We start from the raw sequence: 25,782 nt of genomic DNA, 5'->3' as shown, positions 1-25,782 counted from the left end.
ACCGGAGCCCCCCGAACGGGCCCCGACCGATGCGACAACTCAACCAGGAACAACCGACAACTTACGCTCAGAACAGCCCGTCTATGCCACTATTTGGACACGCGTTGAGCGTCGCATACCGTTGATACGAAGGGCGCGAGCAACGTGTGGTTCGGTCGTAGCGGGTGCGCGGGCTACGGAAGCGTGTTGAAGTAGGCGGGTGGTGGCGCGCACGACCCCTGGTTCTCCCATCCCGGAGCTGCCCTCGGGGACACGAGGGTTCCCAGGTGGTGCGGGCCGGAACCTACGGCCGTGCGGGCGCGCGCCGGCAGCTGTGGCGGTGCCGTCCCGAGGGGGAACCTGCTCACCGGTTCTCCGAGAAGCTGCCTCGCGCGCTCCTGGCTGACGGGGGCCACTCCTGTCCCTCGTGCTAGACCCAGGTCGCGGCCTTCGAGGGGCCTCAGCATCCGCGGCAGTACGAGTTTGCGGCCCGGCTCATCGCGGAGACGCTCATCAGGGTGGGGTCGGGAACCTCCTACCGGCACTCGGCGCGGGCGGCGCGGGCCGCGGTCGGGCGTGCCCGTCACTGCGCGGTGGCCACCGCTACGCTGCCGCAGCATGTCCGACAACGTGCTGTGGATCATCACCGACGACCAACCGCGCGCCACCCTGGAGCGGATGCCGAGGACGTGGCAGCGGCTGGTGGGGCGCGGCGTCCGGTTCGACCGCGGGTACGCCGCGATGCCCTGGTGCGGGCCGGCGCGGGCGTCGATGCTGACCAGCCGCTACCCCCACCACCACGGGTGCAGCACCAACCAGACGCACCGCCCGTTCGTGGAGCGGGGACTCGACCGCGACACGGTCGCCACCCGGCTCCTTGCCGGCACCGACTACGACACCGGGTACTTCGGCAAGTACATGAACGGACTCTCCCGGGACCCGGCGTACGTCGCGCCCGGCTGGCGGCGCTGGGTGACGACCGTGGGGTCGGGCGGAGGGGTCAACGTCGACGGCGAGAAGCGGGAGGCCGGCTCCCAGCGGGCGGCCGACCGGTTCGCGCTCGACCGGCTCACGACGTACCTGGAACGGCAGGCGGGGCGCGGCCCGTGGTTCGCCGTCTGGTCGACCTCGGCCCCGCACGACCCCTACACGCCGAGCCGGCGGCACCGCGACGACTTCGACGGCGTGCGCTGGGACCCGCCGGCCCTCAACGAGCCCGACATGGCGGACAAGCCGAGCTGGATGCGGGACCTCCCACCGCAGGACCCGGCGCGGATGCGCGAGGTCCTCGAGGGCAAGCTCGAGGAGCTGCAGGACCTCGACGACCAGGTCGCCCGGGTGCTCGACGTGCTCCGCGAGACAGGCCAGCACGAGCGGACCTGGGTCTTCTTCTTCTCCGACAACGGCTACCTGATGGGCGAGCACCGGCTCTTCCGCAAGGAGCAGCCCTACGAGGAGTCCGCCGGGGTGCCGTACGTCATCCGCGGCCCCGGCGTGACGCCCGCGGTCAGCGACGCGCTGGTCTCCCAGGTCGACCTCATGCCGACCACCCTGCAGATCGCCGGGCTCGACCCCGACGCCGGCCGCGACCTCGACGGCCGCTCGCTCCTGGAGCCGCTGCGCACCGGCGACTGGTCGGCCTGGCGCCGCCGGCTGCTGGTGGAGAACACTAACCTCGGGTGGGCGATGCTGCGCGAGGGGCCTCACGTCTTCATCGACCACCACGAGCGCGGCGAGTGGGAGCTCTACGACCTCGAGACCGATCCGCACCAGCTCACCAGCCGTCGGGACCTCGACGTCTCTCGCTGGGCCGGCCCGCTCGGGCGGCTGCGGACGACCCGCGGCCGAGCGCTGCGGGCGCTGGAGGAGTGAGCGTCCGCAGCGACGGTTCAACCTGCCGCTGGCTCGACGGCGGCCGACCCGGCGACGTGGCCCCAGGTCAGCGCCAGGCCTAGGGTCATGCCCGAGGACAGGATGCCTGGCCCGATCACCGAGTCGGCTGCGTTGCCGGCGGCGTAGAGCCCGGGGACCGGCCGGCCCTCCCAGCCCAGGACCTGCGCGTCGGTGCCGGTGCAGGCACCGCCCTTGGTCCCGACCAGGCCCGGAAGCACGGGCATCGCGAAGAACGGCGGCGCCTCGACCGTGCCGAGGTTCGGGTGGGCGGCGGCGGGGTCCCCGAGATGCCGGTCGTAGGCACCGTCGCCCCGACCGAACTCGGCGTCGCGACCGGCCGACGCCGACTCGTTGAAGGCGGCGATGGTGGCGTTCAACGATTCGGCGGGCACGCCGATCTCGACCGCCAGCTCGGTGAGCGTGTGGGCCACCACGACCCAGTCCGGCAGAGGGTCCCCGGGCGCGGCCCCGGCCAGCGTGTAGGCACGGCGGTACTGGGCGTCGCCGACGGCGTAGACGGGCAGGTTGCGAGCTCGGTTGGTTGCGGGGTCGAGCTCGGTGAAGCTCAGCGCACAGTTGTGGCTGGCCTCGTTGACGAACCGACGGCCTGCCGGGTTGACCCAGACCACGTGCGGCAGCGCCCGCTCGGCGAGGATGATCTCGGGCCGGGGCGTGCCGGTGGCGCCGGCCCAGGTCGCGGTGGCGGGCTTGACCGGCCAGCACCAGCTCTCGGAGAGGTGCCCGACCATCGCCCCCGCTCTGGCGGCGAGCCGCAGACCGTCACCGTGGCTCACCGGTGGTGTCGCCGGGTGCGGATCGGGCAGCGCGAGGAGCCGAGCCGCCAGTCCTCGGTCGTGCTCGAACCCGCCGGTGGCCAGCACCACTCCTCGGCGCGCCCCCAGGCGGCGCGAGACGCCCGCCTGCTCGACGACCACCGCGGTGACGCGATCGGCGTCCTGCTCCAGCTCGATCACCCGGCAGCCGCGGACCAGCTCGGCCCCCGCGGCGACGCACCCCCGCAGCAGGCCGACGACGAGTCCCACGCCCAGGGTCACCTGCCCGGCCGCCATCCGCGGCCCGATCAGCTCCATCGGCACCTCGCCTCCGAAGACCAGCCGATGGTCTGTCACCTCCTCGTTGGTGAGCACCGCGGGGTAGGGCGGCGACCACACCCACTCCTGCCAGGGGGCGAAGTCGCCGCTCGCGACCGGAGCCACCTCGAGGTTGCGGCCCGCGAGCCGTCCGCCGGGCCCGTCCGCGAGCGAGTCCGGCGAGCGCATCGGCCGGAACCGGATCGGCGTGTGCTCCTCGATCGCGCGGGCCATCCGCGGGGCGGCGGCGAGGAAAGCGTCGATCAACGTCGGGTCACGTCCGGGGGAGTGGTGGGTGCAGTACTCGCGGGCGTCCTCGAGGGTGTCCTTGTGCTGCGGGCCGAGCTCTGTCGCACGGTGGTTCCCCGGCACCCACACCTGGCCCCCCGAGACAGACGTGGATCCGCCGAACCTGTCGGCGGCCTCGACGACGAGCACCCGGGCGCCCCGGACTGCTGCCGCCAACGCCGCCGTCAGGCCGGCTCCGCCGGACCCGACCACCACCACGTCGTACTCGTCGTGCCGCGGGGCGGGTGCCGGCTTCTCCTGGGACGCACTCACGCGTCACTCACCGTTCGACCGGGTCCGCGAGGTCGCCGTGACCGTAGGCGCCCACCAGGCCGACCTCACTGAACTGGGGCGGGGCCTCGCAGCGATCCTCCAGACCCGCGCGGTATGCCTGGAACGCGGGGAGGCCCGGCAGCGGGTGCGGGAGATCGGGGCCGCCCATGACCTCCAGGAACTCGGTGGGCCGCTCCAGCTGATAGCTCGCCCAGACCAGGCCCTCGGGCTGTCGTGCGGCGAGCTCGGCGTAGACGGCTCTCAGCAGCCTCAGGTGGGTGTCGAGCTCGGCGGGTCTGATCTCGTAGCGCATGATCGCGTGCACGTGCGGGTCCTCCGGTTCAGTGGTCTCGTCGGATCGGGAGCGGGGTCAGTGGGTGACGGCGCGCAGGGCACCGGGTCTGCGGCCGGCGAGCAGGTCCAGCCCGCTCGAGGTCGCGTCGTCCGCGGGCAGGAGGATGACGAGGTCCTGGAGACCGTGATCGGAGAGCCGCAGCGTCTCCTCGGCCAGTCGCAGGGTGCCGACCCGTGGGTGCACCAGAGCGGTGACCCGTGATCCTCGCTCGTCGTCGAGGGGTCGCCGCTCCCATCGTCGAGCGAACTCGGCGGACCCTTCCAGCTCGGCGACCAGGGTCGCCACGGCGGGATCGCCACGCCGCAGCCGGTGGAGCCTGGCGACCTGATGGTCGGCGAGGTCGGCCCAGTCCCCGAACGCGTCCTTCGCGTGGGGGTGGGCGAAGGTGAACCGCAGCAGGTTCGGCGCGGGGTCGTCGAGGATCCCGAGGGGGCGGGCCACGTGGTCGTAGCCCTCGTTCCACGCCAGCACGTCGGACAGGTGGTTGACCACACAGGCCGGCGTCGGGTCCAGGCGCTCCAGGATCGCCCGGGTGCCGGCCCGGACGCTGCGGTCGGTGCCGCGGGCGGCGGCACAGAGCAGCTCGGTGCCGTGACTGACGTCCGACAGTGCCCTGAGGTGGTCGCGGTCGGTGTCGCTGAGCCGGAGCGCCTGGGCGAGGGCGGCCAGCACCTGCGTCGACGGATGGCGGTCCCGACCCTGCTCGATCCGGGTCAGGTACTCGACGCTGATCCCGGACAGGGTGGCCAGCTCGGCTCTGCGCAGCCCCGGAGTGCGGCGGCGCACTCCCGCGGGCAGGCCCACGTCGGCGGGTCGCACCGCCTCCCGTCGGCTCCGAATGAAGTCCCCCAGCTCACCCTCGATCACGCCATCAGTCTGCCCGAAGCCGGACGGATCAGGGTGGCCCTCGTGGGGACAGCCTGTCGCCGACGCCGGGCGCAGAGAGCCGTGGGGGGAGGGTGCCCGGAGTCGCGGGCTCAGTCGCTCGGCCGCGCCCGGACGCCCAGGCGTGGCTCGGCACCGCACGGCTCGAGGCGGTGGAGCAGCGGTTCCGCCACGTGGTCATGCGGCTGGCCGCAGCCTGGGCCTGGCTCCGGAGTGGCCCACCTTCACCGTCGTGGACGCCGACCGGCCGCTCGCCACGGTGCTCGCAGACGTCCGCCGGGTCCTTGCCACGCCCCCGGCCCTCTAGCCGGAGGCGAACGGGCGACCGGGTCGTCAGAGCCCGGCGAGCCCCTCGAGCAGCCGGTCGACGTCCCCCTCGTCCGTGTAGGGCGCCAACCCGGCCCGCACCGCACCCTCGTCGCCGAGGCCCAGATGCCGCGCCGCCTCGATCGCGTAGAAGTGGCTCGCCGGCGCGTTGACCCCCACGGCTGCCAGCCGCTCGCGCACCTCGCGCCCCGAGACGCCCTCGAGGGTGAAGTAGGCGGTGGGGGTCCGGCGTACCGGACTGCCGTGCAGCCGCACCCGCTCCAGCCCCTCCAGCCCGGCAAGGAGCCGGGCGAAGAGCCGCTCCTCGTGTGCCTCGGCCGCGCGCATCGACGCGGTGATCCGGCTCCGCCGGTCAGCCGCCTCCGACCCCGGCGCCATCGCGGCGAGGTAGTCGATCGCCGCGGTGGTGCCGGCGAGCAGCTCGTAGGGGAGCGTGCCGAGCTCGAACCGCTCGGGCACGGCGTCGGAGGAGGGCAGCAGCTTGTCGGGGTGCAGCGTCTCGAGCAGAGCCGGGTCGGCGACCACCAGTCCGTGGTGCGGCCCGAAGAACTTGTAGGGCGAGCAGGCGAAGAAGTCCGCGCCCAGCTCCACCACGTCGACGGGCGCGTGCGGGGTCAGGTGGACGCCGTCGACGTAGAGCAGCGCCCCGGCGGCGTGGACGGCGTCGGCGATGGCGCGCACGTCGGGGCGGGTGCCGAGCACGTTGGAGGCCGCGGTGACGGCGACCAGACGGGTCCGCTCCGAGAGCAGCGCCCGGAGGCCGGCGAGGTCGAGCTCGCCGGTGACGGGGTCGAACTCCACCCACCGCACCGCCGCCCCGACGGCCTCCGCGGCCTGGACCCAGGGGCGGATGTTGGAGTCGTGGTCGAGCCGGGTGACGACCACCTCGTCGCCGTCCCGCCACTGACGCGAGAGCGCGCGCGCCACGTCGTACGTCGCCTGCGTCATCGAGCGGGCGAAGACCACGCCCGCCGCGTCGCAGCCGAGCAGGTCGGCGACGGCCGACCGGGCCTCCCGGACGACGTCCTCGGCGCGGCGCTCGGAGTCGGTGACGGTGCCGCGGTTGGAGAGTCCGGCGGTCAGCGTGCCCGCCACCGCGTCGGCGACCTGGCGCGGCACCTGGGTGCCGCCGGGGCCGTCGAAGTGGGCGACCCCGAGGTCGAGGGCCGGGAAGTCCGCGCGCACCCGCGCGACGTCGAAGGGGAGCGTGTCGGTCATGGCGTCATCCTGCACGAGGTTCGTGGATCCCCGGCCGGGCGGGGATCCGGGCACCGGTAGCCTCGCCGCCATGAGCGCGATCGACGGAGTCTCCGAGATCTTCGACCCGGCCGACTGGGACGTCGTCCCCGGCTTCGAGGACCTGACCGACCTGACCTACCACCGGGCGAAGGCCCACGGCACGGTCCGGATCGCCTTCGACCGCCCCGACGTGCTCAACGCCTTCCGACCGCACACCGTCGACGAGCTGCTCAGCACCCTCGAGCACGCGCGCACCAGCGCCGACGTGGGCTGCGTGATCCTCACCGGCAACGGGCCGAGCGCCAAGAACGGCAAGTGGGCCTTCTGCACCGGCGGCGACCAGCGGATCCGCGGCAAGGCCGGCTACCAGTACGAGGACAAGACCATCGGCGCCGGCGACACCGGGGCCGAGGAGCCGAGCGTCATCGACCGCGCCAAGCTCGCCCGCCTCCACATCCTGGAGTGCCAGCGGCTGATCCGCTTCATGCCCAAGGTGGTCATCTGCGTGGTGCCCGGATGGGCCGCCGGCGGCGGCCACTCCCTCCACGTGGTCTGCGACCTGACGCTGGCCAGCGCGGAGCACGCCCGCTTCAAGCAGACCGACGCCGACGTGGGCTCCTTCGACGGCGGCTACGGGTCGGCGTACCTCGCCCGCCAGGTCGGGCAGAAGTTCGCCCGCGAGATCTTCTTCCTCGCCGAGGAGTACGACGCCGAGACGATGCACCGGATGGGCGCGGTCAACCGGGTGGTGCCGCACGCCGAGCTGGAGAAGGTCGCGCTGGAGTGGGGCGCCAAGATCAACGGCAAGTCGCCGACCGCCCAGCGGATGCTCAAGTACTCCTTCAACCTCCTCGACGACGGCCTGGTCGGCCAGCAGCTCTTCGCGGGCGAGGCCACCCGGCTGGCCTACATGACCGACGAGGCGCAGGAGGGACGCGACCAGTTCCTGGAGAAGCGCGAGCCGGACTGGTCGCCGTTCCCCTGGTACTACTGATCTGACGCGTTTGTCCAGGTCAGAGGCCTGTTAGGGCCGCGTGCGTAGCAGATGCGTGGCAAGAATCGCTGTCGGGCGCCGAAAGAATGTGGCGCACGGCCAGGAGGCGATCAATGACGACCCTCATCCCTACCCCGAGCTGGGGCGCGTCGGGTAACACAGTAGAGATCAGCGCCCGCTGGACAGAGAATGGCGAGCCAAAGCAGGCGATCAGGACGATCACCTTGGAGAGTGGCTAGGCGGGCTCGACAAACACCTGCGAGCCGGTTCGATGCAAGGCCGCGATTGGGCTTCCTGGCGATTGGCACGGCGGTCCATGACGGGATGCCCGGGCGCACGAAACCCGGCCGGATCACACCTCATCGGCTATGAGGGAGGACTCGGCTCAGATAACGCTCTCGAGCTCAACGAGCGTGGCAGTTGGGAAGTCGTGGTCGATCCACTTCGCTCGGTAGCCGTCCTCGCCCCATTCGTCCAGCACAGCCCGCGCACCCGAGGCGATCGCGCGCTGGAACGCGACCAGCGAGCACGTAGCGTCGAGCAAGACCTTGCCCAGACGCGCTTCGCTCCACCCGGCTCCGGTCAGGCGGTAGGTGAACTCGACTTCAGGGCGGCCCTGCAACCTGTCCCTCACCAGATCCAGTGCGCGCTCGGGATTCCGAGTCCGTCCTGGCCGCGCACGTACAGTCGGACTGACTCGGGGCCTTTGGCCGATGGGCCACCGATTGGAAATGCCAGACGGTTCTCGCCGGAGTCGATCGCCACGTACTCACCGTCGACGACCGAGAGCTGCTCGACGGTCCTGCCGATCAGCTGCGTGATCGAGGAAGGACCCACTCCCTGGCACCCGATGATGCCGAACGGCTCCGTGTAGCCCGTCAGGATGACGTCGTCCATGTGCACCTCGATGAAGTCGTGCACGAAGAAGACGCCAGTGATCTTCAATCCGCGGACTGCGGCATCGGCACCGGCAGATGCGTCGCTTCCCGGTGCCAGCGCTGATTGCCCCTGTGCTCGGCGCCAGGCATCCCAGATTGCGGCCGCGACAGACGTGTATCGCTCGGCGGGCCCGGCCGTCTGCGGGTCGAACCACTGCACGAACGCCTCATGAGTTAGCGACCGGACGTCGTCGGCGCTGCGCGCGCCTGCCAAGCCAATAACGACCGTCTCGGCTTCGGCGTCGTACTCGTCGGTGTTCGACTCGAAGTTGATGCCGATTGGATCGGCCTCGAAGAGGATCCGGGACACCTCGGTGACAAGATCGCGCTGCGTGGCGGTCTGGGCGAAACGCTGACGCTTGGCCGCCTCGATCTCGACCTTCTTCCGCTCCCAGTCCTTGTCCTCCTGGGACACCCTGGTGCGACGGACCCATCTCATGGAGCAACGGTCTCATCTCCCGGCAGCACATGCCTCCGAGTTGTCGCGGTGAGGTCGGTAGCGAGGACTGCCGCGGCCATCTCTGACGCGGCTGCTCGGGTCTTGTCCTCAGCCGTCGGCCACAAATGCGCGTAGGTGCTCAGCGTCGTCGTCGCTGATGCGTGGCCCATCGCCCGCTGGACGGTGACGACGTCGCACCCGGCGGCGATCAGACCACTGGCGAAATAGTGCCGGAGCTCGTGCAGCTTGTACGTGACCCGGGCGTCTGCGCGGGTCGAGCGCCAGCGGTAGTCGACGAGGTTGTCGTGCCACGGCTTGCCGCGCTCGTCGAACAGCCACCGGGTCGGTTCGCCCTTCGGAGTGTGCGACACCCGCCCTGGTCCGGGGGCTCGCAACGCGGCTGGCCGCATCCGGATGGTCGACCTCGTGGACCGATCTCGAGGCCGACCACTGGTCGGTCGCCATGACTCGACTCGATGTCATAGCTGATCGCGGTGTGCCTGCCGACGACGACGCCTCGATAGCCGCAGGGCATCAGGTCGCCGCGGTCATCGGCGCCACAGATAACTCCTCATGACGTGCGACGTTCGGCTGGTGCTCGACGGAAGTCGCGTCTTACCCCCGCGGATGACCAAGACCCTCAGCTTGCGTGCTGCTGAACGACGTTGAGCACGTTGCCATCGGGAGCGCGGACGAAGAACCGAGTCACGCCCCATGCCTCGGTCGTCAGGGGATGCACGATCTCGTACCCACGCTCCTGTGCTTGGCGGTAGGCGGCTTCGACGTCGTCGACCATGACCGAGACGACGGGGTCCACCGGCGCGGTGGCATCGCTGGTCATCACCTGGAGCGTCGCCCTGGATACCGGCGACGTGTGGCGGGCCACCCAGCCCAGGTTGAACTCCTCCTCGGCTAACCCGAGGTAGTCGCTGTAGAAGCTCCTGGAGGCGGGGAGGTCGGGTACGTGGAGGTCGGCGATGATCTGCGTGACGCGGATGCGCGACGGGTCGGCACTCCCAGCTGGGTCGATTTCGGCTGCGGTCTGCTCCGGCGCGGCGCCCAGGAGGTGGATCCAGCGCGGATCCTGCTGGCCGGACGAGCGCTCGAGTTCGCACACCAGCGGTTGCGGGCGGCTCGCCATTCGGCGCAGGCACTCCTCGACCTGGCCCCGGTCGGCGAACCCGTGCAACCGCTCGGTGCGGGTGCGCAGCTCACCCGGCGCCTGCGCGCCGCGGAGCAGCAGGACCGTAAGCAGCGCTCGCTCGTCGGGCTCGAGGGCGAGATGCTCGTCGAGGATCTGGTGGTACTTCAGTGTCCGGCGCCCGGTGTCGGACCACACGATCCGCAGCAGCCCGCGCTCCTTGAGCGACTTCGCGGTCCGCTCGACGGTCTGCTGGTCGAGGTCGGTGACGGGGTCGCGGCTGCTCGTCTGGTTGCACGCCGAGACCAGTGCCTTTGCGGAGAGGGGATAGGTGGCGGGCACGGTCGTCTGCTTCTCCAGCAGGCTGCCGAGGATGCGCTGGTCAGTCGCATCGAGGACGGGGAGTTCTCTCACGTCACGACCTTAGATCTGCCTCGGCACGATTGCGGATCGAAGATCGTCTTTTCCCCGCCTATGACGTGGCCGCGCCACAGCCGACCGCTTCACGGCAACCCTCACCAGGGCCCGTCGGTGGATGCCTGGCGCCGTGCGAAAACAGCCGAACCCGCCTTTGAAGGGCCGTGGCCCGTGCCGGACGATGGGGCGGTTTCAGTCCGCAGACAGTCCGCAAGAAATCCGGTTTCGGCCACAACCCACCAACGCCCTCCGCACTGGTCCGTACCAGTGACCCGCGGGCGTTGACGAGGACTCATCCGAGCCAGGAGCATGGGCCGCCGCCCAGCGTGGGCCGCATCTCACGGCCGGGGGGCCTCATGCTTCGTCGTCTCTGCTCCTACGGTTCCGCGCTGCTGGTGGCAGGTGGGCTCGCGCTCGTGCCCGGGGGGCCGAGCCTCGCCGCGGCCGACACCGCCGGCATCGAGTACTGGCTCATGTTCGAGGAGAACGAGTCGTCCGCCGCCAATCTGCAGCTCTTCGTCACGGGTGAGAGCGCCACCACCGGCACGGTGTCGGGCGACCTCCTGCCCCAGCCGATCCCGTTCGCGGTGACGCCGGGCGAGATCACCACCGTGGACCTCCCGGGCGACCTGCAGACGATGGGCTCCGGGAGCGTGCAGCAGACCGGGTTCAAGGTCGAGGCCGTCGACGAGGTGACCGTCTACGGCCTGAACCAGGAGACGCACACCACCGACGCCTTCCTCGCCCTCCCGGTCGACATCCTCGGCACCGAGTACTTCGTCCTCGACGCCCCGAACACCCTCGTCCACCAGAGCGACGCGGCCCAGCTCGGCGTGGTGGCGACGCAGGACGACACGGTCGTCACGATCACCCCCGACGGCGACTTCGCCGGCGCTGAGGTCCCCGAGCCCTTCGACGTCACCCTCGACGCCGGCGAGACCTACCAGCTGCAGAACACCGGCGAGGGCACCGCCCACCTCTCCGGGACGACCGTGGTCTCCACCGCGCCCGTCGCCGTCTTCGCCGGCAACCGGTGCACCAACATCCCCGGCGACGTCTACCTCTACGCCTGCGACCACAACGTGGAGCAGCTCTTCCCGGCCGCCACCTGGGGCACGCGGTTCATCTCCGCGCCCCTGGCCACCCGGAAGAACGGCGACACCTTCCGCGTCGTCGCCCAGGCCGACGACACCGTCGTCTCGATCGACGGCGAGGCCGTCACGACGCTGGACCGGGGCGAGGTGTACGAGACCATCCGCGAGGGCGGCCACCAGTGGGACTCCTCCGCGCCCGTCATGCTCGCCCAGTACTCCAACAGCAGCGACTTCGACGGGGTCACCTCCGACCCGTTCATGATGCTGATCCCGCCGGCCGAGCAGTTCCTCGACCGCTACACCGTGGCCACCCCCGCCTCCGGCATCCCCCACAACTTCGTCAACGTCGTGGCGCGCACCGGTGCCGTCGGCGACATCCGGCTCGACGGCCAGCCGCTCCCCGAGGGCTCCTTCACCGCGGTCCCCGGCACCGACTACTCCACCGCGTCCCTGCCGGTCGAGGTCGGCACCCACCGCCTCACCGGGAACACCACCTTCGGCGTGAGCGTCTACGGGTACGCGGAGTACGACAGCTACGGCTACCCCGGCGGCCTGGCCCTGACCGCGATCGCCGCCGATGCCGACGGCGACTCGCTGCCCGACAGCTGGGAGACCGAGGGCGTGGACGTCGACAAGGACGGCACGATCGACATCGACCTCCCCGCGATGGGTGCGGACCCGGCGGTGCCGGACCTCTTCATCGAGGTCGACTGGATGGTGGACGAGGAGTCCTGCTTCTTCTGGCTCTGCTGGGGCGGGCGTTCGTTCGCCCCCACCCAGGCCGCGCTCAACGACGTGGCGGCCTCCTTCCGCAACGCGCCGGGCGGTCCGGTCAACGTGCACATCGACGCCGGACCGGGGTCCGTGATGGACCCCGTGACGGGCACCCGCTGGGGGAACCGCAGCCGCGGCAACGCCCTGCCCCACGACAGCGTCCTGGGCTCCTACGGAGCCGAGGGCTACGACTGGGGCGAGTTCGACGCGCTCAAGTCCGCGCACTTCGAGACCGCCCGCGCCCAGGTCTTCCACTACGCCGTGTACGCCGACACCTACCAGGGCGGCACCAGCACCGACTGCCCGTCCGGCCGCTGCTCGTCGGGGATCTCCCGCGGCCTCCCCGCGGCGGACTTCCTCGTCACCGACGGGGGCGAGGGCTGGGGCGACCACGGCTTCACCCGCACCCAGGAACGTGGCACCTTCATGCACGAGCTGGGTCACAACCTCAACCTCAAGCACGGCGGCCCGGACCACACGACGTTGGCCTACGACCCGACGTTCCTCTCGGTGATGAACTACGCCTACCAGCTCGTGGGGATCGGTGGGGCCTCGCGCCTCGACTACTCCCGCGGCGCCCCCTGGGCGGAGTGGCCGCGCCTGGCCTACAACGGCGGGGCCGTGGGCGCCCTCGGGGCGGACGACGCGCCGCCGCAGATCACCCCGGAGGACTCCCTGACCTCCGACATCGCCCTCGAGCTGGGCGTCCTGAGCGCGGACGGCGACGGTGTGGTCGGCTTCGTCGGACCGGGCACGCTGATCCCCCGGACCGGCGACCAGACCGTCCACTTCTCCGTGGAGAACCCCTCGGAGGTCTCCGCGACCTACACGCTGCGGGTCAGCGGACTGCCGGCCGACCAGCCGGCACCGGTCACGGTCGCGGCGCGCTCCAGCACCACGGTGGCGGTCACCGTCCACACCGACGCCCTGGCGCCGGGCGACCACACCGTCACCGCCGTCCTGGACAGCAACCTGCTCGGCGCGGGGGTCTCCACGGCCTCCGGCCCGGTCACCGCCCCCGACCCGAGCGCCCCGGGGTTCCGGTCCGAGCTCACGTCGGTGATCGACAACCTCGCCACCGGGCCGGCCGGCACGCTCGACCCGGCGGTCCTCGATGCGCTGAGGAAGCAGCTGGCGGACGCCGCGACGCCGACGCCCGCGCCGTCCCCCGGGCCGACGGCGACGCCCACTCCGTCCCCCACCGTGGCGCCGACTCCTGGCCCGACCACCCTGCCGACGCCGGTCCCGACCCCCAGCATCCCGGCGGTGACCGCCACCTGCGACGGGCGGGCAGCCACCATCGTCGGCACCGAGAAGGCCGACCGGCTGGTGGGCACGCCGGGTGACGACGTGATCGTGGGTCTCGGCGGCAACGACAGGATCGACGGCAAGGGCGGCAACGACGTCGTCTGCGGCGACGCGGGCAAGGACGCCATCAAGGGCGGCGCCGGGAACGACCGCCTCTTCGGCGGCGCGGGCGACGACAGCCTCGACGGCGGCGCCGGCAAGGACCGGCTGGTCGGCGGCGCAGGCAACGACCGCCTGGTCGGCGGTCCTGGCCGCGACGTCCTCCGGGGCGGTCCCGGCAAGGACGCCACCTTCCAGGACTCGGCCCGCAAGGGCGGCAAGAACCCGAAGGATCCGAAGAGCAAGGGTCCCAGGAGCAGGGGCCCGAAGAGCAAGGGAAAGAAGGGGAAGGACACGCCGGGCATGGGCGACCAGAAGGGCGCGGAGGGTGCCGACGGCTGACGGCCGCACCCGATGCCGTCCCTGGCACCGCACCTCACGTGCGGTGGCGGGGGCGGCGTCCCTGCTCCTGCTCGCGCTCGGTGCCTGCTCGGACGCGGACCCGCGGTTGCAGCCCGGGGCGGACCGTGCCGAGGTCACCGAGGACGACGGCATCAGCGCGCCCGAGGCCTCGGCCTCGGGCCACCTCACGGCGACCTACGACGCCCGGCTCACGCTGGGGCCGCGGACCGGGGCGGTGCTCACCGCAGTCCTGGGCAACGCAGGCCAGGAGGAGGACCGCTACACGGTCTTCGTCGTCCGCGTCGGGGCGTCCCCCGAGGGCACCGGGCCGGACGCCCGGCTCCCCGTCCGGCCCGCGGCCCTCCGGGTCGCGCCGGGCGAGGAGGCGTCGCTGGAGGTCGACGTGAGCACCGCCCAGGACCTCGCCGGCTGGGAGGTCGTGGTCATGAGCGCGGGGCGCGCCCGCGCTGCCGACGCGGCCCCCGGCGATCCTGCGGGCGACGCCTCGGGTGCCCTCGCCGAGGTGGTCCGCCTCCCCCTCGGGTGAACGCCTCACGTCGACCGAGGGGATGACCAACGTCACGCCCGACGCATTTGGCCAGTGCCTGCGGGCGGGTAAAAATCCTTCGTGTCGCGCGAGCGTCCATGACGGCCGCCGGGTCGCGGCTCCCGCCGCCCCGGTCGTGCAGCGACCCCCTCCCGCCGGGCCTGCCCGGCGGGTGCACCGCCCGCGAACATGAGCGTGCGGTCGCTCGGTCATGCCCGGAGGTCTGGCGCGCGCCGACCATCACGGCATAACGCCGAACCGAGGAAAGGAGCAGACATGACTACGACTGACGTCGTGAACGTCGACCAGGACCGCGACAAGCGTCGCCGCCGCGGAGCGATCGTCCGCTTCGGGCTGGCCAGCGTCGCCGTGCTGGGCGTCGGGGCGGCCCTGACCAGTGCGGTCTGGACCGACGACGCGTGGTTCGACGGCACCGCGAGCGCCGTCGAGAAGGTCGAGCTGCAGGCGAGCGTCGACGGGGGGAACACCTGGTACGACGCGGACACCGAGAACGATGCGGTGTCGATCCCTGCGGACGCGTTCGAGAACCTCAACCAGGGCGCGGACAAGACCGTCTCGCTGCAGCTGAAGAACGCCAGCAGCGTGCCGCTCACGCTCGGCACGGGCGTGCTGACCACGGCCGGGACCCTGTTCGAGGGATCCGAGCCGGCGACCGCCACCATCCACGACCCGTCGTCCACCACGCTCGACGCCGGGGCCACCGACACGGTGATCCTGCAGGTCACCACCCCCGATGACTGGCCCGAGGACTACCAGGGCGCCGAGGGGACGATGACCCTGCGGTTCACCGGAGAGTCCTGAGGCGATGGCAGGCCGCGCGGCGGCCGTGCGCGTCCTGCGCACGGCCGCTGACGTCCTGGTCTGGGGCCTCGCGGTCATCGGGGTGGTCAGCCTGGGAGTCTGGTTGGCGACCACGATGGGTGTGATCAAGCCGCTCATCGTCATCTCCGGCTCCATGGAGCCGGAGATCATGACCGGCGACCTGGTGGTCGCCACACCCGTCCCGATCGAGGAGGTCAAGGCCGGGGACGTGCTGTCCCTGCGCAACGACGTCTCGGACCGGCTCGTCACGCACCGCGTCATCGACGTGGCGCAGCACGACGACGGTTCGTGGCACGTCCGGATGCAGGGCGACGCCAACGACAGCCCGGACGCGGGTGAGTACGTCGTCACCGACGACACGGTGCTCTCCCCGCGCTGGCAGTTCGCGGGCCTGGGTGAGGCCTGGATGCGGCTGACGCGCCCGAGCGTCGCCGTACCCCTGGTGATCGCGGTCGCCGCGATCCTCGCCCTGAGCCTGATGCCCCGGCCCTGCACCGCCCCGGCGGGCAGGCCCCAGCACGTGGCGCGCGACCCGCACCACGACGAAGGGGCAGGCGACCTGGTCGCCGCCTCGCCGAGCCAGACCCCGTGAGCGGGCTGCTGGGCGCGGCCGGTCACGGCCGCGCCCAGTCCCGCTCCAACCATGAAGACGTGATGAAGAAGGGAGCCAGCGCATGACCTGGCCCGCCACGCGCCGACGTCTGCTGGCCGCGACGGGCGCGCTCGTGGCCCTCGTCCTCATCGCCGCGACGACCGCGACCCGGACCGTCGCGGGGTGGAACGACGGGGCCGCCTTCGCCGCCCGGGCCACCTCCGGCACCTGGGCCACCGCAGGCGGCGACAGCTGCGAGATCCTGAACCGCACCACCAACGAGGTCGTCGGGACGTGCACCGTCGACGGGGTGACCTTCAGCGACCCGTGGTCCAACGGCACCAGGTTCTACGTGTCCATCAGCGGCTTCCAGCCGAGCAACGACCGGGTGGCCAGGGTGACCGTCGACATGGCGAAGTACGACCCCTCGTGGGACTGGGAGACCGGCCTGCTGCAGATGGACAGCGCGCAGAACATCCAGTGGAACGCGCCCGTCCTGACGTTCACGACGTACCCGAACGGCTTCTCCCCGTTCAGCGGCACCTTCGTGCAGCGCGCGTAGCGGCTCGGCTCGCACCACCCGGCCCGCCGGCGCGCGGCGGGAGCGGCGCCGGGCATGATGTCCCCGTGTGGGAGGTAGCTCAGTCGCGAGCCGGTGCCGCGCGTCTCCTGGTCGGGGACCGAGGCCGATGACTACCCACGTGCGCCTCACCGCGGTCGACCTGAGCGTCGCCGGGGCCTGCGGCGCGCTCGCGCTCGCCGGGCTGGCCGCCGTCCCCGCCCTCGCGGCGGCAGACCCCTCCGCCGAGCTGACGCTCCCCGCGCTGGGCGGGACGAGCTGGTGGCTGGGCTCCGGGACGCTGCTGGCCCAGGCCGCCGTCCTGCTGCTGCGCCGTACGGCGCCCCGGGCGGTGCTGCTGCTGGTCGCGGCGGCGGTGCCGGTGGCCGCCGCCTGCGGGCTGGGTGACGCGACGGGCCTGGCCACCCTGGCGGTCATGGTCGCGGTCCTCACCCTGGGGCTGGCGCTGCCGGCGTCCCGCTCCTGGCCCGCCCTGCTGGGCGCCGGTCTGCTGGTCGCCGTCGGCATCACGATGAGCGCCCTGGACGCCGGGGAGGCCACCGGGGCCGCGCTCGGTGGCGGCCTGCTGCAGGGCGTCGGCAGCGTCGGCCTCCCGCTGGTGCTCGCGGTCGTGCTCACCGCCAGGCGGGAGACCCGGCTGGCGCGGGAGAGCCAGGCCGCCGCGGTCGCCCGCGAGCAGGACGCGCTCCTGGCCGCCGCCGTGGCCCGCGAGCGGATCGCGATGGCGCGCGAGCTGCACGACATCGCCGCGCACCACCTCTCCGGCATCGCGGTGATGACGGCCGCCATCGGCACCCAGATCGACTCCGACCCCGCGGCCGCCAAGGATGGGGTCGCCCAGGTACGCCGGCAGAGCACCGCCGTGCTGCGCGACCTGCGCCGCCTGGTCGGGCTGCTGCGCGAGCAGGACCACCCGGCCGATCCGGCGCGGGTGCGCCCGGAGTCGCTGACCGGCGTCACCGCCCTGGTCGAGGACGCCGTCGCCGCCGGACGCACGGTCGGCCTGACCGTGCTCTCCGGGCCAGACCCGCTCGGCGCCCGCATCGGCCCGCTGGCCCAGCTGGCCGGCTACCGGATGGTGCAGGAGTCCCTGGCCAACGCCGCCCGCCACGCGCCCGGCGCCGAGGTCACCGTGGTCGTCGACGACCGCGACCCGGCCGTGGCCCAGCTCACGGTGCGCAACGGCCCGCCCCCGGCGCCGCCGGACACCGCGGCTCGCAGCGGCTTCGGGCTGCTGGGCATGCGCGAGCGGGCCGAGCTCACCGGGGCGCAGCTGGAGCACGGACCCACGCCCGAGGGCGGCTGGCAGGTGGTGCTGCGGATGCCGCGCGAGGGTGCGCTCGGGGCCGACCTCCCCGACCTGGACCGGGCCCCCCGCAACGAGATCGAGAGTGAGGACCGATGATCCGCGTCGTCGTCGCCGACGACCAGCCGCTGGTGCGAGCCGGGCTCGGCACCCTGCTCGGCGCCGAGCCGGACCTCACCGTCGTGGCGCTGGCCGCGGACGGCCGCGAGGCGGTCGAGGCCGCGCGCAGACTCCGCCCCGACGTGGTCTGCATGGATGTCCGGATGCCCCACCAGGACGGCATCAGCGCCACCCGCGAGCTCTGCGGTCCCGGGGTCGAGGACCCGATCCCGGTGCTGGTGCTGACCACCTTCGACATCGACGAGCACCTCTTCGGCGCGCTGGAGGCCGGGGCGTCGGGCTTCCTGCTCAAGGACGCCGAGCCCGAGGTGCTGGTCGCCGCGGTGCGCAGCGTGGCGCGCGGGCACGGCACCCTGGACGACGCGCTCACCAAGCGGGTGCTCCGCGAGGTGGTGACCCGGCGCGAGACCCGGCCGGTCACCGCCGGGCGGGCCTCGGAGCTCCTCACCGCCCGCGAGCTCGACATCCTGCTGCTGCTGGCCCAGGGGATGTCGAACGACGAGATCGCCGCCGAGCTGTTCCTGGAGACCTCGACGGTGAAGTCGCACCTGGCCCGGATGATGCCCAAGATCGGCGTGCGCTCACGTCTCCAGGCCGCGGTCTGGGCCTACCAGAACAAGGTCGTCGCCATCCCCGAGTGAGCCCGACCGGGGTGCCGCCGGGGTCGCAGCCGGCCGGTTGCATCGAAGGATGGAACCCGCCGATCTCCATCCCGCGGCGCTCGCGGCAGGGGTGGGCGGAAACCTAGCGTCGAAGGCGTTCCCCCCGCCTCGACCCAGGAGCCCCCGATGACCACCTCCACCCCCGACCGAAGCCCGGTCCACAGCACCGGCACCGGCACCGATGCCGGCACCGACGCCGTCCGGCTGCTCGACGTCCACCGCCAGTACGACGGCACCGCGGCGCCGGTCCACGCCCTGCGCGGCGTCTCGCTGACGCTGCCCACCGGCTCGTTCACCGCGGTGACCGGCCCGTCCGGCTCGGGCAAGTCGACCCTGCTCCACTGCGCGGCCGGACTCGACGTGCCGACCAGCGGCAGCGTCGTCGTCGGCGGCCACGACATCAGCCTCCTCTCCCCCGACGCCCTGACCCGGTTCCGCCGTGAGCACGTCGGCTTCGTCTTCCAGGAGTACAACCTGGTCGCCCACCTCAGCGTCACCGACAACGTGCAGCTCCCGCTCGTGCTGGCCGGTCGCGAGCCGGACCTGGCCTGGCAGACCCAGCTGCTGGAGACCGTCGGCCTGGCCGGGATGGAGGACCGCCGCCCGGGCGAGCTCTCCGGCGGGCAGGCCCAGCGGGTCGCGATCGCACGGGCGCTGCTGACCCGGCCCACCGTCGTCTTCGCCGACGAGCCGACCGGCGCGCTCGACTCGCGCACCGGCGCCGGGGTGCTCGCGCTGCTCCGCGACACCGCCCGACGGCTCGGGCAGACCGTGGTCGTGGTGACCCACGACGCCCAGGTGGCCGCCACCGCCGACCGGGTGCTCTTCCTCGCCGACGGCCGGCTGGTCGACCAGCTCGACGACCCGACCGCCGAGACCGTCGCCGCTCGCATGCTCGGACTGGGCCGATGAGCGCCATGTGGCGGCTGGCCCGCTCCGGTGCGACCGCGCACCTGCCCGGGCTCGCCGGCACCTTCCTGGTGCTCGCGCTGGCGGGGGCCCTGCTCTCGGCCACCGGCGTGCTGATCGAGTCCGGGCTCCGCTCCGGCGGCGACTCCGGACTGCTGGTCGCGCTCGCCACCTCGTTCTCCGGCACCGCGCTGATGATGGTCGTCCTGGTCGTCGCCGCCACGGTCTCGCTGGCCCTGCGGCAGCGGCAGCGCGACTTCGCCCTGCTCCGCGCTGTCGGGGCGACCCGCCGCCAGGTACGGCGGATGGTCGGCCTGGAGATCGTGCTGATCACCCTGGTCGCGGCGCCCCTCGGCGCGGTCCCCGGCCTCTTCGTCGTCCGGCTGCTGACCCCGCTGCTCGTCGACGACCAGGTGGTGGCGCCGGGGTTCGCGACGACGACCTCGCCGCTCCCGGTGGTCGCCGCCACGCTGATCCTGCTCCCCGTCTCCTACCTGGCGGCCCGGCTGGCCACCCGCGAGACCCTGCGCACCCCGCCCACCACCGCGGTCCGCGGCAGCGTCGTCGAGCCGCGCGGGCTCAACCGGGCCCGCCGCGTCTCCGCGCTCGTCCTGACGGTCGCCGGCCTCACCGCGGCGTTCAGCCCGCTCGTCGTCCCCGGGACGATCGGCAGCGCGGCCGCCGCGCTCTCGGCGTTCCTGCTCGTGGGGGCGGCGGCGCTCGCCGGTCCGCTGCTGGTCGGGTGGCTGCTCGGCACCACCAGCCGGCTCGGCGGCGGCCCCGCCACCCGGCTGGCGCTGGCCAACACCCGCGGCTTCTCGCGGCGGCTGACCACCGCGGTGGTCCCGCTCGCGCTGGCGGTCTCCGTGGGCACGGTGCAGAGCACCGTCGACGACACCGTGGTGGAGGCCGCCGCCCAGCAGCTGGCCGACGGCCTCCGGGCCGACCTGGTCGTCGCGCCCGGCAGCGGCACCGGCACCGGCACCGGGGAGGAGGCGCGCCTCGCGGAGCTCGCCGCCCTGCCCGGCGTCGAGGCGGCGGTCCCGCTCTCCTCGGTCGCGGCCCGGGTGCGCACCGACGACGAGATGGGGGGCTTCGGGGGCGACTCCACCAGCGCCCTTGCCTGGGAGTCGATGCGGCTCTCCGCCCTCCCCGCCGGCGGTGTCGGGGGGACGCTCGACGTGGGCGTCGTGGACGGCGCGCTCGCCGAGCTGGACCGCCTCGACACCGTGGCGATCAGCGTCGACGCCCGGCTCGAGACGGGCAAGGGGGTGGGCGAGGCGATCACCGTCCGCTGGGGGGAGGGCCCCGAGGTACAGGCGACGGTGGTCGCGGTCTACGACCGGGGCCTCGGGTTCGGCGACTTCCTGGTCGGCGGGGCCACCCCCGCTGCGCACGGCGTCGACCCCCGTCTGGAGAGCGTGCTGCTGCGTGCCCCGGACGCCGGGGGCGCCGGGGCCACCACCGTTCTGCGCGACGCCGTCACGGGCCTCGGCCTCACCGCGATGACCGAGCAGGAGTACGTCGCCTCCGCGCGCGCGGCGGGCTCCAGCGGCACGCTGTCGACGGTGCTGCTGCTCGCCCTGCTGGTCTTCGTGGGGGTGGCGGGCGCCAACACCCTGGCCCTCACCACGGCCGGCCGGCGCAGCGAGCTGAACCTGCTGCGCCGGACCGGTGCCACCGGCCGCCAGCTGGTCGCGATGGCCGGTGTCGAAGCCCTGGTGGTCGGGGTGGCGGCGTGGGCGATCGGCACGGTGGCGGTGGTCCCGGCCACGCTGGGCGTGGGACTGGGCCTCCTCGGTCCGACGGTTCCCCCCGTCGATCTGGCGACCTACGGCGCGCTCACCCTGGCCGTCTTCCTGGTGCCGCTGCTGACCATGGTGCCGGTGGTGCGCACCCTGGCCCGGTCCACGGCCGGGTGACGGCCCCCGTGGTAATACTCGTGACCATGAAGGTCGTCGTCCTCACCGGCGCGGGCATCTCCGCCGAGAGCGGGGTGCCCACCTTCCGCGACGCCGACGGGCTCTGGGAGGGCCACGACCCGATGATGGTCGCCACCCCGGAGGCCTACGACGCCGACCCGGATCTCGTGCACCGGTTCTACGACGAGCGCCGCGCGGCGCTGGGGCGGGTGGAGCCCAACGCGGCACACCGGGCGCTGGCGCGGCTCGAGGAGGCGCTGGGCGACGACCTGCTGCTGGTCACCCAGAACGTCGACGACCTGCACGAGCGCGGCGGCTCGGAGCGGGTGCACCACATGCACGGCCGCCTCGACTCCGCCTGGTGCACGGCCTGCGACGCCCGCCACGAGTGGCACGGGCCGCTCGGGCACCGTCCGCCCTGTCCGGCCTGCGGCGCCCGGGAGCTGCGGCCCGACATCGTCTGGTTCGGCGAGGTGCCCCACGGCATGGACCTGGTGGAGGACGCGCTGTGGGAGTGCGACCTCTTCGTCGCCGTCGGGACCTCCGGACTCGTCTACCCGGCCGCCGCCTTCGTGCACTGGGCGCGCGGCGACACCCTCGAGCTCAACCTGGGCGCCAGCGTGGGCGCAGGTGACTTCGCCCGCGCCCGCCAGGGCCCGGCCACCGAGCTGGTCCCGGCCTGGGTCGAGGAGATGCTCACCGGGCGCTGAGGCCGGTCCGCGGGCGCCGGTGTCTGGTTGACTGACCCGCATGCGACGCATGCCCTCCCGTCTCCTGCCCGCCGCCGGAGCCGCCCTGCTGCTGGCCCTCGGCGCCTGCGGCACCCAGGCCTCGGCGATCGACTCCGCCACGCTCAAGGAGCGGGTCGAGGAGGGCATCACCGGTGAGGACGCCGACACGCTGACCGTGGAGTGCACCGAGGACCTCGACGCCGAGGTCGACGCCACGGCCGACTGCGTCGTCTCCGACGCCGAGGACGGCCGCACCGGGGTGCGGTTCACCACCACCGAGGTCGACGGCGAGAAGCTCTCCTACGACACCATGCCGTTCCTGGAGCCCGAGACGCTGGAGACGACCCTGGCCGCCCAGCTCGGTGAGCAGGGGATCGACGTGACCGAGGTCGAGTGCCCCGAGGAGCTCGAGGGGATCCCCGACTCGACCACCGAGTGCACGGCCGTCTCCGCGGGTGAGGAGGGCGTCATCGAGCTGACCACGACCGACATCGACGGCCTGCGCGTCGGGTTCGACTGGAAGGTCGTGGGCTGACCCGAGCCCTCCCCTGTCCCCGGGCCGACGTCCTACTCCGCCCCCACCGGCAGCCAGATCCGGACGACGGTCCCGCGGCCGAGCTCGGACTCCACCGTCACGGTGCCGCCGTGGCCCTCGACGATCCGCTGCACGATCGGCAGGCCGAGACCCGTCCCCGGCCGGGCCAGTGCCTCGGGGTTGGTGGAGCGGAAGAAGTGCGCGAAGAGCCGGGCCTGGTCGGCCTGGCTGATGCCCAGCCCCTCGTCCTCGCAGGTGAGGAGCACGCCGCGGCCGCTCGGGGTCAGCCACAGCCGGACCGTGTCGCCGGCCGCGGAGTACTTGACCGCGTTGCCCACCACGTTGACCAGCACCCGCAGCAGGCCCTCGTGGTCCCCGAGCACGGTCGTCCCCGGGGGCGGAGGCGCCACCACCAGGGTGACCCGGTGCTGCTCGACGTCGAGGCGCAGGGCTTCCTCCACCTCCGCCATCAGGGCGCCGAGGTCCAACGGCGCCCGCCGGCGTGCGAGGCCGCCGGCCCCCAGCCGGCTCAGGACCAGCAGGTCGTCGGCCAGCGCCTGGACCCGGCGGGCGGCGCGGGCCATCGCGCGTCGACTCTCCTCCCCGGCGTCCTGCGGGAGCGACCCGGAGTCGAGCATCTCCAGGTGCCCCAGGATCACCCCGATCGGGTTCTTCAGCTCGTGGGCGACGGTGGAGAGGAGCTCCTGCCGGTAGTCGTCCATCCGCCGCAGCTCCTCGTTGAGCTGGCGCTCGCTCTCCAGCGCCCGCGCCTGGAGGATCGCGCTGGCCAGGTCCTGACCGACGTCGAGGGCCGCGGAGCTCTCGCTGTCGGTCCACCGGGCGCCACCCGGGCGGCGGTGGATGACCAGGGCGCCGAGCAGGCGGCCCGCCGTGCCGATCGGCACCAGCACCAGCGCCGCCATCCCGGCCTCGACCAGGCTCCGGCCGAGCAGCTCGTGGTGCTCGGCCTCGAGGTCGGGGTCGCCCCACACCTGCTCGGGCTCGACGATCAGCACCCGTTCGTGGCGCCAGGCCCGGATCATCGCCTCCTCGATGCCGACGAAGAAGTCGCGACCCACGCCGTCCGCCCCGCGCGTCTCGACCAGGGGGTCGAGGACGTGGAGCTCGAGACGCTCCGCGCAGAAGGCGTCCTTGAGCTCCTGGGTCGCCATCTGCAGCACCTCCGGCAGCTGGAGCCGGCCGCTCGCGCTCCGGATCATCGTCCGGGCCGCCTGGGCCATCCGGACCTGCTGGGCCAGCCCCTCCCGCTCGACGGTGGTGACGACGGCCCGGAACGCCAGCTGCAGGGCGTCCGAGAGCGCCAGCAGCTCGGCGGGCGTCGGCCGTCGCCCGCTCGCCGGCTGGTCGAGGTGGAGCACGGCCCGCAGCTCCCCGGCGTCGTCGTGGAGCCGCGCCACCAGCATGTCCTGGGGCCGCCACGCGTCCTGGTGCGGCGACTCGGGGAGCTCCGGCACGTAGGCGTACCGGCCGACGACGTCGTAGGCGTCGCGGCTGAGCCACTCGGCGGCCACGAAGGTCAGCTGCCCGAAGGTCGCCCCGCAGGTGAACGCCGGGGCCTTGGCCTCCAGCGGCACCCCGTGGCCCAGCAGCCACCCCTCCGGGGGCAGGCGGCCGGCGGCGGCCACCGTCTCCAGCATGCTGTCGGCCCGGAGCACCTCGATCGCGCACACCGCGAAGCCCGAACGGTGCGCCACGTCCTCCGCGATCTGCTGGAGCGCCTGACGGTCCGTGGCACCGCCCCAGGCCCCGGAGCGCGGCCGTGCCGCGGCCCGGTCCTCTCGGTCCTTGTCCTGCACAGCACCCCCCTACCCGCGGCAGCCCGGCCCGGGACGGCTCCTCCGCGAGTGACTGTATTCCCCGGCGCGCTGTCGCGCCTCCTGACTGGTGAGTAACCTTGAGGACATGACGCGCGACATCTACGACGAGGACCACGAGGCCTTCCGCGCCTCGGTCAAGGAATTCCTGGACCGGCAGGTCGTCCCCCACCTCGAGGAGTACGAGAAGAACCACGGCCTCACCCGCCAGTTCTGGCTCGACGCCGGGGCGCAGGGGCTGCTGGGGCTCGAGATCCCCGAGGAGCACGGCGGCGTCGACGCCGGCGACTACCGCTTCAACGCGGTCCTCACCGAGGAGCTGGCCAAGGTCAACATGACCCTGCCCTCGTGCGTGGGCATCCACGCCGACATCACCGCCCCCTACCTGGTGCACCTGACCAACGAGGAGCAGCGCAAGCGCTGGCTGCCCGGCGTCGCCTCCGGCGAGACGCTGCTCGCCATCGGCATGACCGAGCCCGGCGGTGGCTCCGACCTCGCCAACCTCAAGACCACCGCGGTCCGCGACGGCGACGACTGGATCATCAACGGCTCCAAGACCTTCATCACCAACGGCGGCTCCGCCGACATCGTGGTGGTGGCGGCGCGCACCGCCCCGGAGAAGAAGGCCAAGGGCATCTCCCTCTTCGCCGTCGACACCAAGACCCCCGGGTTCTCCGTCGGCCGGGTGCTGGACAAGGTCGGCCAGGACGACTCCGACACCGCCGAGCTCTCCTTCGAGGACGTCCGGGTCAGCAACGACGACCTGGTCGGCCCGCTCGACACCGGCTTCATCTCGATGATGCAGTTCCTGCCGCAGGAGCGCCTCGGCACCGCGATTACCGGGGTCGCGCACGCCAAGCAGATCCTCGAGGAGACCGTCCAGTACGCCAAGGACCGGGTGGCCTTCGGCCAGCCGATCGGCAAGTTCCAGAACACCCAGTTCCTGCTGGCCGACCTGGTCACCCGGGTCGAGGTGGCCGAGGCCTACATCGACCAGTGCGTCATGCGGCACACCCGCAAGGAGCTGACCGCGGTCGACGCCGCGAAGGCCAAGTGGTGGGCCACCCAGGTGCAGTCCGAGGTCCTCGACCACTGCCTGCAGATCCACGGCGGCTACGGCTACATGAACGAGTACCGCGTCGCGCGCGCCTGGCGCGACGCCCGCGTCACCAAGATCTGGGCCGGGTCCAACGAGATCATGAAGATGCTGATCGCGCGCGACCTGGGTCTCTGACCCGGCACCACCGCGCAGCGGTGCGGTGCGCCGGGCCTCGTCCTCGGCGCACCGCACCGGTTCCTCGGCCACCGGTCGACCAGCCCGCCA

General features: G+C 72.8%; 23 protein-coding genes. 14 read left to right on the top strand and 9 right to left on the bottom strand.

What is annotated here, in order from left to right:
• Positions 1-597: 597 nt before the first annotated feature.
• Entirely contained in the window at positions 598-1,851 is a 1,254-nt protein-coding gene (locus AC4BG9_RS18195; protein WP_490572536.1) for a sulfatase-like hydrolase/transferase, read from the top strand.
• A gap of 17 nt (positions 1,852-1,868) precedes the next feature.
• On the opposite strand, the gene AC4BG9_RS18190 is transcribed toward AC4BG9_RS18195, so the two are convergent.
• The 4 genes from AC4BG9_RS18190 to AC4BG9_RS18175 all read right to left on the bottom strand — a co-directional run bounded on the left by AC4BG9_RS18190 (position 1,869) and on the right by AC4BG9_RS18175 (position 6,309).
• Positions 1,869-3,524, bottom strand: coding sequence for an FAD-dependent oxidoreductase (locus tag AC4BG9_RS18190; RefSeq protein WP_490572535.1), 1,656 nt, complete (start codon positions 3,522-3,524; stop codon positions 1,869-1,871).
• Positions 3,525-3,531: 7 nt separating this feature from the next.
• Positions 3,532-3,849, bottom strand: coding sequence for an OrsD domain-containing protein (locus AC4BG9_RS18185; RefSeq protein WP_490572534.1), 318 nt, complete (start codon positions 3,847-3,849; stop codon positions 3,532-3,534).
• A gap of 45 nt (positions 3,850-3,894) precedes the next feature.
• A complete protein-coding gene (locus tag AC4BG9_RS18180) occupies positions 3,895-4,746 on the bottom strand; it encodes a helix-turn-helix domain-containing protein (RefSeq protein ID WP_490572533.1) in 852 nt (283 codons plus the stop codon).
• Between the two features lie 351 nt (positions 4,747-5,097).
• Positions 5,098-6,309, bottom strand: coding sequence for a cysteine desulfurase-like protein (locus tag AC4BG9_RS18175; protein ID WP_490572532.1), 1,212 nt, complete (start codon positions 6,307-6,309; stop codon positions 5,098-5,100).
• Positions 6,310-6,379: 70 nt separating this feature from the next.
• On the opposite strand from AC4BG9_RS18175, the gene AC4BG9_RS18170 reads away from it, so the two are divergent.
• Positions 6,380-7,324: a 1,4-dihydroxy-2-naphthoyl-CoA synthase gene (locus AC4BG9_RS18170; RefSeq protein ID WP_490572531.1), complete on the top strand. Its 945-nt coding sequence runs from the start codon at positions 6,380-6,382 to the stop codon at positions 7,322-7,324.
• A gap of 385 nt (positions 7,325-7,709) precedes the next feature.
• Here AC4BG9_RS18170 and AC4BG9_RS18165 read toward each other — a convergent pair whose 3' ends face one another.
• The 4 genes from AC4BG9_RS18165 to AC4BG9_RS18150 all read right to left on the bottom strand — a co-directional run bounded on the left by AC4BG9_RS18165 (position 7,710) and on the right by AC4BG9_RS18150 (position 10,256).
• Complete coding sequence (locus tag AC4BG9_RS18165; RefSeq protein WP_490572530.1) at positions 7,710-7,958, bottom strand: hypothetical protein; 249 nt, start codon at positions 7,956-7,958, stop codon at positions 7,710-7,712.
• Positions 7,955-8,677 carry a hypothetical protein gene (locus AC4BG9_RS18160; RefSeq protein WP_490572529.1) on the bottom strand — a complete coding sequence of 241 codons (723 nt, stop codon included), beginning with the start codon at positions 8,675-8,677 and terminating at the stop codon, positions 7,955-7,957. The genes AC4BG9_RS18165 and AC4BG9_RS18160 overlap by 4 nt, the downstream gene beginning before the upstream one ends.
• 20 nt (positions 8,678-8,697) lie before the next feature.
• Entirely contained in the window at positions 8,698-9,072 is a 375-nt protein-coding gene (locus tag AC4BG9_RS18155) for a tyrosine-type recombinase/integrase (protein WP_490572528.1), read from the bottom strand.
• 269 nt (positions 9,073-9,341) lie between these two features.
• The gene (locus tag AC4BG9_RS18150) at positions 9,342-10,256 is read right to left on the bottom strand and encodes a DUF480 domain-containing protein (protein WP_490572527.1); all 915 of its coding nucleotides are present in this window, start codon (positions 10,254-10,256) and stop codon (positions 9,342-9,344) included.
• A gap of 359 nt (positions 10,257-10,615) precedes the next feature.
• Between AC4BG9_RS18150 and AC4BG9_RS18145 the strand changes: the two genes are divergently transcribed.
• The 11 genes from AC4BG9_RS18145 to AC4BG9_RS18095 all read left to right on the top strand — a co-directional run bounded on the left by AC4BG9_RS18145 (position 10,616) and on the right by AC4BG9_RS18095 (position 22,623).
• Positions 10,616-13,876 carry a hypothetical protein gene (locus tag AC4BG9_RS18145; protein WP_490572526.1) on the top strand — a complete coding sequence of 1,087 codons (3,261 nt, stop codon included), beginning with the start codon at positions 10,616-10,618 and terminating at the stop codon, positions 13,874-13,876.
• Positions 13,863-14,423, top strand: a complete 561-nt coding sequence (locus AC4BG9_RS18140) for a hypothetical protein (RefSeq protein ID WP_490572525.1) — start codon at positions 13,863-13,865, stop codon at positions 14,421-14,423. The genes AC4BG9_RS18145 and AC4BG9_RS18140 overlap by 14 nt, the downstream gene beginning before the upstream one ends.
• Positions 14,424-14,699: 276 nt before the next feature.
• Positions 14,700-15,245 carry a hypothetical protein gene (locus tag AC4BG9_RS18135; RefSeq protein ID WP_490572524.1) on the top strand — a complete coding sequence of 182 codons (546 nt, stop codon included), beginning with the start codon at positions 14,700-14,702 and terminating at the stop codon, positions 15,243-15,245.
• Between the two features lie 4 nt (positions 15,246-15,249).
• Positions 15,250-15,858 (top strand): signal peptidase I, encoded by a 609-nt coding sequence (locus tag AC4BG9_RS18130; RefSeq protein ID WP_490572523.1) that lies wholly within the window; start codon positions 15,250-15,252, stop codon positions 15,856-15,858.
• 82 nt (positions 15,859-15,940) lie between these two features.
• Positions 15,941-16,420: a hypothetical protein gene (locus tag AC4BG9_RS18125; RefSeq protein WP_490572522.1), complete on the top strand. Its 480-nt coding sequence runs from the start codon at positions 15,941-15,943 to the stop codon at positions 16,418-16,420.
• A 127-nt stretch (positions 16,421-16,547) separates the two neighbouring features.
• Positions 16,548-17,843 carry a sensor histidine kinase gene (locus tag AC4BG9_RS18120; RefSeq protein WP_490572521.1) on the top strand — a complete coding sequence of 432 codons (1,296 nt, stop codon included), beginning with the start codon at positions 16,548-16,550 and terminating at the stop codon, positions 17,841-17,843.
• Entirely contained in the window at positions 17,840-18,505 is a 666-nt protein-coding gene (locus AC4BG9_RS18115; RefSeq protein ID WP_490572520.1) for a response regulator, read from the top strand. Before AC4BG9_RS18120 ends, AC4BG9_RS18115 begins: the two co-directional genes overlap by 4 nt.
• 147 nt (positions 18,506-18,652) lie before the next feature.
• The gene (locus tag AC4BG9_RS18110; RefSeq protein WP_490572519.1) at positions 18,653-19,438 is read left to right on the top strand and encodes an ABC transporter ATP-binding protein; all 786 of its coding nucleotides are present in this window, start codon (positions 18,653-18,655) and stop codon (positions 19,436-19,438) included.
• A complete protein-coding gene (locus tag AC4BG9_RS18105; protein ID WP_490572518.1) occupies positions 19,435-21,357 on the top strand; it encodes an FtsX-like permease family protein in 1,923 nt (640 codons plus the stop codon). The genes AC4BG9_RS18110 and AC4BG9_RS18105 overlap by 4 nt, the downstream gene beginning before the upstream one ends.
• A 26-nt stretch (positions 21,358-21,383) precedes the next feature.
• Positions 21,384-22,067, top strand: coding sequence for an NAD-dependent deacylase (locus AC4BG9_RS18100; RefSeq protein ID WP_490572517.1), 684 nt, complete (start codon positions 21,384-21,386; stop codon positions 22,065-22,067).
• 40 nt (positions 22,068-22,107) lie between these two features.
• Positions 22,108-22,623, top strand: coding sequence for a DUF4333 domain-containing protein (locus tag AC4BG9_RS18095; RefSeq protein ID WP_490572516.1), 516 nt, complete (start codon positions 22,108-22,110; stop codon positions 22,621-22,623).
• A gap of 32 nt (positions 22,624-22,655) precedes the next feature.
• Here the strand turns inward: AC4BG9_RS18095 and AC4BG9_RS18090 are convergent, their stop codons facing one another.
• Positions 22,656-24,440 carry a GAF domain-containing sensor histidine kinase gene (locus AC4BG9_RS18090; RefSeq protein WP_490572515.1) on the bottom strand — a complete coding sequence of 595 codons (1,785 nt, stop codon included), beginning with the start codon at positions 24,438-24,440 and terminating at the stop codon, positions 22,656-22,658.
• A gap of 106 nt (positions 24,441-24,546) precedes the next feature.
• Here AC4BG9_RS18090 and AC4BG9_RS18085 point away from each other — a divergent pair, with 106 nt between their 5' ends.
• Positions 24,547-25,692: an acyl-CoA dehydrogenase family protein gene (locus tag AC4BG9_RS18085; protein ID WP_490572514.1), complete on the top strand. Its 1,146-nt coding sequence runs from the start codon at positions 24,547-24,549 to the stop codon at positions 25,690-25,692.
• Positions 25,693-25,782 lie beyond the last annotated feature (90 nt).

This window comes from Nocardioides sp. Z40_12, from assembly GCF_058215795.1.
The sequence above is the reverse complement of the archived record's forward strand: the minus strand, read 5'-3'. Positions and strand labels throughout refer to the sequence as shown.

Bases quoted from the DNA above. Each gene is read 5' to 3' on its own strand.
- AC4BG9_RS18125 (WP_490572522.1), top strand. From the start codon at position 15,941: ATGACCTGGCCCGCCACGCGCCGACGTCTGCTGGCCGCGACGGGCGCG.
- AC4BG9_RS18175 (WP_490572532.1), bottom strand. From the start codon at position 6,309: ATGACCGACACGCTCCCCTTCGACGTCGCGCGGGTGCGCGCGGACTTC.
- AC4BG9_RS18095 (WP_490572516.1), top strand. From the start codon at position 22,108: ATGCGACGCATGCCCTCCCGTCTCCTGCCCGCCGCCGGAGCCGCCCTG.
- AC4BG9_RS18170 (WP_490572531.1), top strand. From the start codon at position 6,380: ATGAGCGCGATCGACGGAGTCTCCGAGATCTTCGACCCGGCCGACTGG.
- AC4BG9_RS18195 (WP_490572536.1), top strand. From the start codon at position 598: ATGTCCGACAACGTGCTGTGGATCATCACCGACGACCAACCGCGCGCC.
- AC4BG9_RS18105 (WP_490572518.1), top strand. From the start codon at position 19,435: ATGAGCGCCATGTGGCGGCTGGCCCGCTCCGGTGCGACCGCGCACCTG.
- AC4BG9_RS18115 (WP_490572520.1), top strand. From the start codon at position 17,840: ATGATCCGCGTCGTCGTCGCCGACGACCAGCCGCTGGTGCGAGCCGGG.
- AC4BG9_RS18110 (WP_490572519.1), top strand. From the start codon at position 18,653: ATGACCACCTCCACCCCCGACCGAAGCCCGGTCCACAGCACCGGCACC.
- AC4BG9_RS18130 (WP_490572523.1), top strand. From the start codon at position 15,250: ATGGCAGGCCGCGCGGCGGCCGTGCGCGTCCTGCGCACGGCCGCTGAC.
- AC4BG9_RS18085 (WP_490572514.1), top strand. From the start codon at position 24,547: ATGACGCGCGACATCTACGACGAGGACCACGAGGCCTTCCGCGCCTCG.
- AC4BG9_RS18135 (WP_490572524.1), top strand. From the start codon at position 14,700: ATGACTACGACTGACGTCGTGAACGTCGACCAGGACCGCGACAAGCGT.
- AC4BG9_RS18100 (WP_490572517.1), top strand. From the start codon at position 21,384: ATGAAGGTCGTCGTCCTCACCGGCGCGGGCATCTCCGCCGAGAGCGGG.
- AC4BG9_RS18120 (WP_490572521.1), top strand. From the start codon at position 16,548: ATGACTACCCACGTGCGCCTCACCGCGGTCGACCTGAGCGTCGCCGGG.
- AC4BG9_RS18145 (WP_490572526.1), top strand. From the start codon at position 10,616: ATGCTTCGTCGTCTCTGCTCCTACGGTTCCGCGCTGCTGGTGGCAGGT.